This window comes from Mycolicibacterium nivoides (assembly GCF_003855255.1).
GTDB lineage: Bacteria > Actinomycetota > Actinomycetes > Mycobacteriales > Mycobacteriaceae > Mycobacterium > Mycobacterium nivoides.
Genome location: NZ_CP034072.1, coordinates 5,157,224 through 5,169,690, shown reverse-complemented (window position 1 = coordinate 5,169,690; position 12,467 = coordinate 5,157,224). Strand labels below are relative to the sequence as shown.

The 12,467-nt window shown below is 65.3% G+C and carries 8 protein-coding genes; 7 read left to right on the top strand and 1 reads right to left on the bottom strand.

All coding sequences use genetic code 11. The features are described from left to right. Positions 1–897, top strand: coding sequence for an ROK family protein (locus EH231_RS25250; RefSeq protein ID WP_124713532.1), 897 nt, complete (start codon positions 1–3; stop codon positions 895–897). Here the strand turns inward: EH231_RS25250 and EH231_RS25245 are convergent. Continuing rightward, the gene (locus EH231_RS25245; RefSeq protein ID WP_090424574.1) at positions 798–1,232 is read right to left on the bottom strand and encodes a winged helix-turn-helix transcriptional regulator; all 435 of its coding nucleotides are present in this window, start codon (positions 1,230–1,232) and stop codon (positions 798–800) included. The two genes, EH231_RS25250 and EH231_RS25245, sit on opposite strands and share 100 nt — an antisense overlap. A gap of 73 nt (positions 1,233–1,305) precedes the next feature. On the opposite strand from EH231_RS25245, the gene EH231_RS25240 reads away from it, so the two are divergent. From EH231_RS25240 to EH231_RS25215, 6 genes are all read left to right on the top strand, one after another. Next, a complete protein-coding gene (locus tag EH231_RS25240; RefSeq protein WP_124713531.1) occupies positions 1,306–1,761 on the top strand; it encodes an anthrone oxygenase family protein in 456 nt (151 codons plus the stop codon). Positions 1,762–2,091: 330 nt separating this feature from the next. Then, entirely contained in the window at positions 2,092–2,619 is a 528-nt protein-coding gene (gene rplJ, locus EH231_RS25235; protein WP_090424576.1) for a 50S ribosomal protein L10, read from the top strand. An 82-nt stretch (positions 2,620–2,701) separates the two neighbouring features. Continuing rightward, on the top strand, positions 2,702–3,088 hold the full coding sequence (gene rplL / locus EH231_RS25230) for a 50S ribosomal protein L7/L12 (RefSeq protein WP_064932920.1): 387 nt from the start codon (positions 2,702–2,704) through the stop codon (positions 3,086–3,088). A 202-nt stretch (positions 3,089–3,290) separates the two neighbouring features. Beyond that, complete coding sequence (locus EH231_RS25225) at positions 3,291–4,376, top strand: ABC transporter ATP-binding protein (RefSeq protein WP_090424577.1); 1,086 nt, start codon at positions 3,291–3,293, stop codon at positions 4,374–4,376. A gap of 558 nt (positions 4,377–4,934) precedes the next feature. Beyond that, complete coding sequence (rpoB, locus tag EH231_RS25220; protein ID WP_090424578.1) at positions 4,935–8,444, top strand: DNA-directed RNA polymerase subunit beta; 3,510 nt, start codon at positions 4,935–4,937, stop codon at positions 8,442–8,444. 35 nt (positions 8,445–8,479) lie between these two features. Beyond that, complete coding sequence (locus EH231_RS25215; RefSeq protein ID WP_090424579.1) at positions 8,480–12,433, top strand: DNA-directed RNA polymerase subunit beta'; 3,954 nt, start codon at positions 8,480–8,482, stop codon at positions 12,431–12,433. The last annotated feature ends 34 nt before the right edge of the window (positions 12,434–12,467 follow it).

Here is a 12,467-nt window from a genome sequence, read left to right as displayed (position 1 = left end):
ATGCCACTGACCCTGGCGCTCGACATCGGCGGCACCAAGATCGCCGCCGGCCTGGTGGATCCCGACGGGAAGCTGGTCCATCGGGCCCAGCTGCCGACCCCCGACGGTGATGCCGAGGCGGTGTGGGCTGTCGTCGAGAAGCTGCTCGCCGAGACCGTGCAGGCCGCGGACGGAGCCGCGACCGGCGTCGGCGTGGCCTCGGCCGGCCCGATCGACCTGCCCAATGGCACCGTCAGTCCGATCAATATCACCGAGTGGCAACAGTTTCCGATCGTGGACCGGGTTTCAGGTGTCACCAGGTTGCCGGTGCGGCTCGGTGGCGACGGGCTGTGCATGGCACTGGGTGAGCAATGGTGCGGTGCGGGCCGGGGCGCGCAGTTCCTGCTCGGCATGGTGGTGTCGACCGGGGTCGGTGGAGGCCTCGTGCTCGACGGCGCACCGTACGACGGCCGCACCGGTAACGCCGGGCACGTCGGCCACGTCGTCGTCGCCCCCGACGGCGGTGAGCTGTGTACGTGCGGCGGGCACGGCTGCGTCGAAACCATCGCGTCGGGGCCGAGCATGGTGCGGTGGGCCCGCAGGCAGGGCTGGGACGGTACCGACGCCAAGGCGCTGGGCGATGCGGCAAATCGAGGAGATGATCTGGCCATCAAGGCGTTTCAGCGCGGCGCCCGCGCGGTCGCGGCCATGGTCGCGTCGGTGGGCGCGGTGTGCGACCTGGACCTGGTGGTGATCGGTGGGGGAGTGGCCAAGTCCGGGGCATTGCTGTTCGACCCGGTCCGTGCGGCGCTGGCGGACTACGCCGGGCTGGACTTCCTGCGCGGGCTGCGGGTGGTGCCGGCCGAACTCGGCGGGGACGCCGGCCTGGTCGGCGCGGCCGCCCTGGCGCGTGGCTGAGGCTTCCGCTTCTGAATCTCCATGTGGGTACGGCCCCATTCGCACAATGCGCCCAGTACCGGCGCCAGCGTCTTGCCGTACTCGGAGATCGAATAGTGCACGCACGGTGGCACCGTGCCCGCATCGTGGCGGTCGATGATCCCGGCGTCGACCAGATCGTGCAGATGCCGGATGAGCATGCGTTCGGTGATGTCGGGAATGCTGCGGCGCAGTTCAGCGGTGCGCATCGGCCCGTCGGCCAACCGCCACAGGATGGTGCCCTTCCAGCGGCCGTCGATAACCGACAGCGTCGCGTCGATCGGGCACTCGCCGACCTCTTTCTTGGAAACAGCCATACCCGGCCCTTCGAATGCTGACTAATTTGTCAGTACATTGTTTTTTGTCAGCGTACTGACCAGGCTCGATGGTGTGAAGGAAATCGTTCAGATTCTCGCCATCATCATCACCGGCCCGCTGCTCGGCGTCGAGTTCGGAGTCGCCGCGTTCACCAACCCGATCCTGCAGCGATTGCCCGATGCCGCCTATCGCCAGGCCCGCAGCACCGGCGGCCGGATCCTCGGGATGGCGATGCCGTTCTGGTACATCGGTGCGGTGGCACTGCTGATCGCCGCCACGCTGTGGAGCCCCGGGCCGCTGCTCATCACCGCAGTGGTGCTGATGGGACTGGTCATGCTGATCACCCTGACCACGCTGGTGCCGATCAACAACCGGGTCGCGGCGGGATTCGGCGGCGACGGGGACGGTGGCGAGGACCCCGAACAGTTCCACGAACTGGTCGGACGCTGGGACCGTCTGCACTGGGTGAGGGTGGGACTGCTCGCGGGAGCGTTCGTGCTGTTGGTGCTGGCCGGCAGCGGGGTGTGACGCACCGCGAGCGACCGCTCAGGTACGCGATTTGCGGCGTGTCGGCGTACAGACACGGTCGCTCGCGGTGCAGAGCCGGAGGGGGGAACGTGCTCGTTTTGGCTGATTGGCGGGTGCTCGGCTACTCTGGTCGGGTTCCACCGAAGACCGTCGGTCACCGAGCAATCGGTTGAAGGTCCGGGAAATGTCCCGGCGGCCCACGCAGGAGGACGAGGCTAGACCAGTTTCGTACTGGATATCTCTGCGCCCCGACCTGTCTGCGTCGGGGCGTTCGTCATTTCACGGCCCCAAGTTGGTGGAGCGCCCGATACCCACCACAAGGAGGCATGCATGGCCAAGGCTGATAAAGCCACGGCGGTTGCCGACATTGCTGAGCAGTTCAAGGCGTCGACGGCCACCGTCGTCACCGAGTACCGCGGGCTGACTGTGGCGAACCTGGCTGATCTGCGTCGTTCCCTCGGCGACTCCGCCTCGTACACCGTCGCCAAGAACACTCTGGTGAAGCGCGCCGCGTCCGAAGCCGGCATTGAAGGTCTCGACGAGCTGTTCGCCGGTCCCACGGCGATCGCGTTCGTCAAGGGCGAGCCCGTTGACGCCGCCAAGGCGATCAAGAAGTTCGCCAAGGACAACAAGGCGCTCATCATCAAGGGCGGCTACATGGACGGCAAAGCGCTGTCCGTCGCCGAGGTCGAGAAGATCGCCGACCTCGAGTCGCGCGAGGTTCTGCTCGCCAAGCTGGCAGGTGCCATGAAGGGCAACCTGTCCAAGGCCGCAGGCCTGTTCAACGCGCCCGCTTCTCAGGTTGCCCGCCTCGCCGCGGCGCTGCAGGAGAAGAAGGCTGCCACCGAAGCTGCCTAGTAGCTGCTTCGGTTGAACTGCTCAACCGCAACCGCACAAACCACCCAACATCTGTAAGAAAAATTCAGGAAGGACCATAAACATGGCCAAGCTGTCCACCGACGAACTGCTCGACGCTTTCAAGGAAATGACCCTGCTGGAGCTCTCTGAGTTCGTGAAGCAGTTCGAAGAGGTCTTCGAGGTCACCGCTGCTGCTCCGGTCGCCGTTGCCGCCGCCGGTGCCGCCCCGGCCGCCGCCGAGGCCGCCGAGGAGCAGTCGGAATTCGACGTCATCCTCGAGGGTGCCGGCGACAAGAAGATCGGCGTCATCAAGGTCGTCCGCGAGATCGTCTCCGGCCTGGGCCTGAAGGAAGCCAAGGATCTGGTCGACGGCGCTCCCAAGCCGCTGCTGGAGAAGGTCAGCAAGGAGGCCGCCGAGGACGCCAAGGCCAAGCTCGAGGCCGCCGGCGCCAGCGTCACCGTCAAGTAGTCCAAAACTGGACCGCAAGAACCCCCGAATCCCTACGGATTCGGGGGTTCTTTGCTTGTATGAGCAGGATTGGTTCGCCCAGGGTCCGGGTACTCCCGGTTATTGGGAGACAAGCATGTGTGGGCGGTGCCCCGTGCGCTATGGTGACTCAAGCCACAGGCCGCAGCAGGTGGCGGGGTGAGCCGTAGGCGGAAGGATCTTTATGGGCGTCCAGATCGATGTGACGGGACTGAGCAAATCTTTCGGATCGTCAAAGATTTGGGAAGACGTCACATTGACGGTTCCCGAGGGCGAGGTCAGCGTGTTGCTGGGCCCGTCGGGTACCGGTAAATCGGTGTTCCTGAAGTCCCTGATCGGCCTGCTGCGCCCCGAGCGTGGCTCGATCGTCATCGACGGCACCAACATCTTGGAGTGCTCGGCCAAGGAGCTCTACGAGATCCGCACCCTGTTCGGTGTGCTGTTCCAGGACGGCGCGCTGTTCGGCTCGATGAACATCTATGACAACACCGCCTTCCCGTTGCGCGAGCACACGAAGAAGAGCGAGAGCGAAATCCGCAACATCGTCATGGAGAAGCTCGACCTGGTCGGTATGCCCAATGACGGCCACAAGTTCCCCGGTGAGATCTCCGGTGGTATGCGCAAGCGCGCCGGCCTGGCCCGGGCCCTGGTGCTCGACCCGAAGATCATCCTGTGCGACGAGCCGGACTCCGGTCTGGACCCCGTCCGTACCGCCTACCTGTCCCAGCTGCTGATCGACATCAACGCGCAGATCGACGCCACGGTGCTGATCGTGACGCACAACATCAACATCGCCCGGACCGTGCCCGACAACATCGGCATGCTGTTCCGCAAGCAGCTGGTCATGTTCGGCCCCCGCGAGGTGCTGCTGACCAGCGAGGAGCCCGTGGTCAAGCAGTTCCTCAACGGTCGCCGTATCGGGCCGATCGGTATGTCGGAGGAGAAGGACGAGGCGACCGCAGCCGCCGAGCAGGCCATGATGGAGGCCGGCCAGCACGACGGCGGTGTCGAGGAGATCGAGGGTGTGCCGCCGCAGCTGATGGCGACCCCCGGTATGCCCGAACGCAAGGCCGTGGCGCGGCGCCAGGCCCGCGTGCGCGAGATCCTGCACACCCTGCCGCCCGCCGCGCAGGCCGCGATCCTCGACGACCTCGAGGGCACGCACAAGCTGCCGGTGCACCAGTTCGGCGACGAGCCCACCGCGCGCCACCACCGCCCGGTCGAGGACGACGCACCGACGGGAGCCATCGAGGTTCCTCACCAGAGCTGAGTTTCGAAACAAGTCAGGCCGGGCCCACGGGCCCGGCCTGACTTGTTTCGTGGGCAGTGATCCGCACAGCGGGCCTGCCCATCAAGCACGCCGACCCCGCGTTTCGCCTCACGGCGCGGGGTCCTGCACCTGGGTTGGGTACGGCGTAGACCGAGCTCGGCAGGCAGTTTGCCGGAGTTGCCGCCCGGGGCAGAGTTCGGCGCACCAAACCGCGCGTCACCTCTTGACGGACGGCCATGGACAGGCCAATCTGTTGGGCAGCATGTGTGAAGGGTTGAGGGACGCCAGCCAGCGCCGGGTGACCCAATTCATGCAGTGGATATGTGGTGGTTGAGGAATGCGCCGTTCTGCGCTATTGTTGGACGTTGCGCTGGCTGCATCCTGCCCATCTCACCTGACCTGCACATCGTAGTTCTAGCCTGAGCGTTGCTCAGCATCTAGTCCTTAGTGCCGTGCGTATGGGGTTTTGGACGAGCTGAAGTGGGAAACAGTCAGCCGAACCGACGCAGAATCGCGGCCAACGGACCGGCGTACCAGCTCTCCGGAAAGTCGCATGAGGTGCTGGAAGGATGCATCTTGGCAGTCTCTAGCCAGAGCACAGCGAACGCTAACACCAATAACTCCGTCCCAGGAGCACCGAACCGAGTTTCATTTGCAAAGCTCCGTGAACCGCTTGAGGTTCCGGGGCTACTCGACGTTCAGACCGATTCCTTCGACTGGCTCGTCGGAGCGGACGGATGGCGCCAGAAGGCCATCGATCGCGGCGAGACCGACCCCAAGGGCGGTCTCGAGGAGGTGCTCGAAGAGCTCTCGCCGATCGAGGACTTCTCGGGCTCGATGTCGTTGAGCTTCTCCGACCCGCGCTTCGACGAGGTCAAGGCTCCCGTCGACGAGTGCAAAGACAAGGACATGACGTACGCGGCTCCGCTGTTCGTCACGGCCGAGTTCATCAACAACAACACCGGTGAGATCAAGAGCCAGACGGTCTTCATGGGTGACTTCCCGATGATGACCGAGAAGGGCACCTTCATCATCAACGGCACCGAGCGTGTCGTGGTGTCCCAGCTCGTGCGTTCTCCCGGCGTGTACTTCGACGACAGCATCGACAAGTCCACCGAGAAGACGCTGCACAGCGTCAAGGTGATCCCCGGCCGCGGTGCGTGGCTGGAGTTCGACGTCGACAAGCGCGACACCGTCGGTGTCCGCATCGACCGCAAGCGTCGTCAGCCGGTCACCGTGCTCCTGAAGGCACTGGGCTGGACGAACGAGCAGATCGTGGAGCGCTTCGGCTTCTCCGAGATCATGATGGGCACCCTCGAGAAGGACAGCACCGCTGGTCCCGACGAGGCGCTGCTGGACATCTACCGCAAGCTGCGTCCGGGCGAGCCGCCGACCAAGGAGTCCGCGCAGACCCTGCTGGAGAACCTGTTCTTCAAGGAGAAGCGCTACGACCTGGCCCGCGTGGGTCGCTACAAGGTCAACAAGAAGCTGGGCCTGAACGCCGGCCAGCCGATCACGTCGTCGACCCTCACCGAGGAAGACGTCGTCGCGACCATCGAGTACCTGGTGCGTCTGCACGAAGGCCAGACCACGATGACCGTCCCCGGCGGCGTCGAGGTTCCGGTCGAGGTGGACGACATCGACCACTTCGGTAACCGTCGTCTGCGCACCGTCGGTGAGCTGATCCAGAACCAGATCCGGGTCGGCCTCTCCCGTATGGAGCGCGTCGTGCGTGAGCGCATGACCACCCAGGACGTCGAGGCGATCACGCCGCAGACCCTGATCAACATCCGTCCCGTCGTGGCGGCGATCAAGGAGTTCTTCGGCACCAGCCAGCTGTCGCAGTTCATGGACCAGAACAACCCGCTGTCGGGTCTGACCCACAAGCGTCGTCTGTCGGCGCTGGGCCCCGGCGGTCTGTCCCGTGAGCGTGCCGGCCTTGAGGTCCGCGACGTGCACTCCAGCCACTACGGCCGCATGTGCCCGATCGAGACCCCTGAGGGTCCGAACATCGGTCTGATCGGCTCGCTTTCGGTGTACGCCCGGGTCAACCCGTTCGGCTTCATCGAGACGCCGTACCGCAAGGTCATCGACGGTGTGGTCTCCGACCAGATCGACTACCTGACCGCCGACGAGGAGGACCGCCACGTCGTGGCGCAGGCCAACTCGCCGATCGACGCGGACGGCAGCTTCACCGAGGACCGCGTGATGGTTCGCCGTAAGGGTGGCGAGGTCGAGAACGTGGCCCCGTCCGACGTCGACTACATGGACGTCTCGCCGCGCCAGATGGTGTCTGTCGCGACCGCGATGATCCCGTTCCTCGAGCACGACGACGCCAACCGCGCCCTGATGGGTGCCAACATGCAGCGCCAGGCGGTTCCGCTGGTGCGCAGCGAGGCCCCGCTGGTCGGTACCGGCATGGAGTTGCGTGCCGCGATCGACGCCGGCGATGTCATCGTCTCGGAGAAGGCGGGCGTCGTCGAGGAGGTCTCGGCGGACTACATCACCGTGATGGCCGACGACGGCTCCCGGCACACCTACCGGATGCGCAAGTTCGCCCGGTCCAACCACGGCACCTGTGCCAACCAGCGTCCGATCGTGGACGCCGGGCAGCGTGTCGAGGCCGGCCAGGTCGTCGCCGACGGTCCGTGCACCGAGAACGGTGAGATGGCCCTGGGCAAGAACCTGCTCGTGGCGATCATGCCGTGGGAGGGTCACAACTACGAGGACGCGATCATCCTCTCGAACCGCCTGGTCGAAGAGGACGTGCTCACCTCGATTCACATCGAAGAGCACGAGATCGATGCCCGCGACACCAAGCTGGGCGCCGAGGAGATCACCCGGGACATCCCGAACGTCTCCGATGAGGTGCTGGCCGATCTCGACGAGCGCGGCATCGTCCGCATCGGCGCCGAGGTCCGCGACGGCGACATCCTGGTCGGCAAGGTCACCCCGAAGGGTGAGACCGAGCTGACCCCGGAGGAGCGCCTGCTGCGTGCCATCTTCGGTGAGAAGGCCCGCGAGGTTCGCGACACGTCGCTGAAGGTGCCCCACGGTGAGTCCGGCAAGGTCATCGGCATCCGCGTGTTCTCGCGTGAGGATGACGACGAACTGCCCGCCGGTGTCAACGAGCTGGTCCGCGTCTACGTGGCCCAGAAGCGCAAGATCTCCGACGGCGACAAGCTCGCCGGACGTCACGGCAACAAGGGCGTCATCGGCAAGATCCTGCCCGTCGAGGACATGCCGTTCATGCCCGATGGCACCCCGGTGGACATCATCCTGAACACCCACGGTGTGCCGCGTCGTATGAACATCGGCCAGATCCTGGAAACCCACCTCGGGTGGGTGGCCAAGGCCGGCTGGAACATCGATGTGGCCGACGGAACGCCGGAATGGGCGAGCAGGCTGCCTGATGGTCTGCACTCGGCCCCGGTCGACAGCATCGTGAGCACCCCGGTGTTCGACGGTGCCCGCGAAGAGGAGCTGGCCGGCCTGCTCGGCTCGACGCTGCCCAACCGTGACGGCGACGTCATGGTGAATGCCGACGGCAAGGCGACGTTGTTCGACGGCCGCAGTGGCGAACCGTTCCCGTACCCGGTGACGGTCGGTTACATGTACATCCTCAAGCTGCACCACCTGGTGGACGACAAGATTCACGCCCGCTCCACCGGCCCGTACTCGATGATCACCCAGCAGCCGCTCGGTGGTAAGGCGCAGTTCGGTGGTCAGCGATTCGGTGAGATGGAATGTTGGGCCATGCAGGCGTACGGCGCTGCCTACACCCTGCAGGAGCTGCTGACCATCAAGTCCGACGACACGGTCGGCCGCGTGAAGGTGTACGAGGCCATCGTCAAGGGCGAGAACATCCCTGAACCCGGTATCCCCGAGTCGTTCAAGGTGCTTCTCAAGGAGCTGCAGTCGCTGTGCCTCAACGTTGAGGTGCTCTCCAGCGACGGCGCGGCGATCGAAATGCGTGACGGTGACGACGAGGACCTGGAGCGCGCTGCTGCCAACCTCGGCATCAACCTGTCACGCAACGAGTCCGCCTCTGTCGAAGATCTCGCCTGAGTTGTTTCTAGTCCCGAAAGGGGAAAGGGAGTTACGTGCTAGACGTCAACTTCTTCGATGAACTCCGCATCGGCCTCGCCACCGCGGACGACATCCGTAACTGGTCCTTCGGCGAGGTCAAGAAGCCGGAGACCATCAACTACCGCACGCTGAAGCCTGAGAAGGACGGCCTGTTCTGCGAGAAGATCTTCGGACCTACTCGCGACTGGGAGTGCTACTGCGGCAAGTACAAGCGTGTCCGCTTCAAGGGCATCATCTGTGAGCGCTGCGGCGTCGAGGTGACCCGCGCCAAGGTGCGTCGTGAGCGGATGGGCCACATCGAGCTGGCCGCACCCGTCACGCACATCTGGTACTTCAAGGGTGTTCCGTCGCGGTTGGGCTACCTGCTCGACCTGGCCCCGAAGGATCTGGAAAAGATCATCTACTTCGCGGCCTACGTGATCACCTCGGTCGACGACGAGATGCGCCACAACGAGCTGTCCACGCTCGAGGCCGAGATGGCCGTCGAGCGCAAGGCCGTCGAGGACCAGCGTGACTCCGACCTGGAGGCCCGCGCCCAGAAGCTCGAGGCCGACCTGGCCGAGCTCGAGGCCGAGGGTGCCAAGTCCGACGTGCGCCGCAAGGTGCGCGACGGCGGCGAGCGTGAGATGCGTCAGCTCCGTGACCGGGCCCAGCGTGAGCTGGACCGGCTCGACGAGATCTGGACCACCTTCACCAAGCTGGCTCCCAAGCAGCTCATCGTCGACGAGGTTCTGTACCGCGAGCTGCAGGACCGCTACGGCGAGTACTTCACCGGTGCCATGGGCGCGGAGTCGATCAAGAAGCTCATCGAGAACTTCGACATCGAGGCCGAGGCCGAGAACCTGCGCGAGACCATCCGCAGCGGCAAGGGTCAGAAGAAGCTGCGCGCCCTCAAGCGCCTGAAGGTCGTCGCGGCCTTCCAGCAGTCGGGTAACTCCCCGCTGGGCATGGTGCTGGACGCCGTCCCGGTGATCCCGCCGGAGCTTCGTCCGATGGTTCAGCTCGACGGTGGCCGCTTCGCCACCTCCGACCTGAACGACCTGTACCGCCGCGTGATCAACCGCAACAACCGGCTCAAGCGACTGATCGACCTCGGTGCCCCCGAGATCATCGTCAACAACGAGAAGCGCATGCTCCAGGAGTCGGTGGACGCGCTGTTCGACAACGGCCGTCGCGGCCGGCCCGTCACCGGGCCGGGCAACCGTCCGCTCAAGTCGCTGTCCGATCTGCTCAAGGGCAAGCAGGGCCGCTTCCGTCAGAACCTGCTCGGTAAGCGCGTCGACTACTCGGGCCGTTCGGTCATCGTGGTCGGTCCCCAGCTGAAGCTGCACCAGTGCGGTCTGCCGAAGCTGATGGCTCTCGAGCTGTTCAAGCCGTTCGTGATGAAGCGTCTGGTCGACCTGAACCACGCGCAGAACATCAAGAGCGCCAAGCGCATGGTCGAGCGTCAGCGTCCCCAGGTTTGGGATGTCCTTGAGGAAGTAATTGCAGAGCATCCTGTTTTGCTGAACCGTGCACCTACGCTGCACCGCCTGGGTATCCAGGCCTTCGAGCCGCAGCTGGTGGAAGGCAAGGCCATCCAGCTGCACCCGCTGGTGTGTGAGGCGTTCAACGCCGACTTCGACGGTGACCAGATGGCCGTGCACCTGCCGCTGTCGGCAGAGGCCCAGGCCGAGGCCCGCATCCTGATGCTGTCCTCGAACAACATCCTGTCCCCGGCGTCGGGTAAGCCGCTGGCCATGCCGCGTCTGGACATGGTGACCGGTCTGTACTTCCTGACCACCGAGGTCGCGGGTGATGTCGGCGAGTACGTGCCGGCCGCCAAGGACCAGCCGGAGCAGGGCGTGTACAGCTCGCCCGCCGAGGCCATCATGGCCCTGGATCGCGGAGCCCTGTCGGTTCGCGCCAAGATCAAGGTGCGGTTGACCGACGCGCGTCCGCCGGCCAACGTCGAGGCCGAGCTGTTCGAGAACGGCTGGAAGCCCGGCGATGCCTGGACCGCGGACACCACGCTGGGCCGCGTGCTCTTCAACGAGCTGCTGCCCAAGAGCTACCCGTTCGTCAACGAGCAGATGCACAAGAAGGTCCAGGCCCGGATCATCAACGATCTGGCCGAGCGCTTCCCGATGATCGTGGTGGCGCAGACCGTCGACAAGCTCAAGGACGCCGGTTTCCACTGGGCCACCCGTTCGGGTGTCACGGTCTCGATGGCCGACGTTCTGGTGCCGCCGCAGAAGCAGGAGATCCTGGAGCGGCACGAGGCCGAGGCCGAGGCGATCGAGCGCAAGTACCAGCGCGGCGCGCTGAACCACAACGAGCGCAACGAGTCCCTGGTCAAGATCTGGCAGGACGCCACCGAAGAGGTGGGTAAGGCGCTGGAGGAGTACTACCCGGCCGACAACCCGATCATCACGATCGTGAAGTCGGGCGCCACGGGTAACCTCACCCAGACCCGCACCCTGGCAGGCATGAAGGGTCTGGTGACCAACCCGAAGGGTGAGTTCATCCCGCGCCCGATCAAGTCCTCGTTCCGTGAGGGCCTGACGGTGTTGGAGTACTTCATCAACACCCACGGTGCTCGTAAGGGTCTGGCCGACACCGCTCTGCGTACCGCCGACTCGGGTTACCTGACCCGTCGTCTGGTGGACGTGTCGCAGGACGTCATCGTTCGCGAGACCGACTGTGAGACCGAGCGCGGCATCATCGTGCACCTGGCCGAGCGTGCCGCTGACGGCTCGCTGATCCGTGATGCGCACGTCGAGACCTCGGCGTTCGCCCGGACCCTGGCCACTGACGCGGTCGACGCCGACGGCAACGTCGTCATCGAGCGCGGCCATGACCTGGGTGACCCGGCCATCGACGCGCTGCTGGCTGCCGGCATCACGCAGGTGAAGGTCCGCTCCGTGCTGACCTGTGCCTCGGCCGCCGGTGTGTGTGCCAAGTGCTACGGCCGCTCGATGGCCACCGGCAAGCTGGTCGACATCGGCGAGGCCGTCGGCATCGTCGCCGCCCAGTCCATCGGTGAGCCCGGTACTCAGCTGACCATGCGTACCTTCCACCAGGGTGGTGTTACCGGTGGCGCCGACATCGTCGGTGGTCTGCCTCGCGTGCAGGAGCTGTTCGAGGCCCGTATTCCGCGGAACAAGGCGCCCATCGCCGACGTCGCGGGCCGGGTCCGGCTGGAGGAGAGCGACAAGTTCTTCAAGATCACCATCGTCCCCGACGATGGCGGTGAGGAAGTTGTCTACGACAAGCTCTCCAAGCGTCAGCGTCTGCGCGTGATCACCCACGAGGACGGCTCCGAAGGCGTGCTGTCCGACGGTGACCACGTCGAGGTCGGCGACCAGCTCATGGAAGGCTCCGCGGATCCGCACGAGGTTCTGCGTGTCCAGGGCCCCCGCGAGGTGCAGATCCACCTCGTCAAGGAGGTCCAGGAGGTCTACCGGGCCCAGGGCGTGTCGATCCACGACAAGCACATCGAGGTCATCGTCCGGCAGATGCTGCGTCGCGTCACGATCATCGATTCGGGTGCCACGGAGTTCCTGCCCGGCTCGCTCACCGAGCGCGCCGAGTTCGAGACCGAGAACCGTCGGGTCGTGGCCGAGGGCGGCGAGCCCGCGGCCGGCCGTCCGGTGCTGATGGGTATCACCAAGGCATCGCTGGCCACGGATTCGTGGCTGTCGGCGGCGTCGTTCCAGGAGACCACGCGCGTGCTCACCGATGCGGCGATCAACTGCCGCAGCGACAAGCTGCAGGGTCTGAAGGAAAACGTGATCATCGGCAAGCTGATCCCGGCCGGTACCGGCATCGCCCGTTACCGCGACATCCAGGTGCAACCGACCGAAGAGGCCCGCGCTGCTGCGTACACGATCCCGTCCTACGAGGATCAGTACTACAGCCCGGACTTCGGCCAGGCCACCGGTGCTGCGGTGCCGCTGGACGATTACGGATACTCGGACTACCGCTAGTAGTTCACGGAAAAGCCCCCGCCCCGTGCGGGGG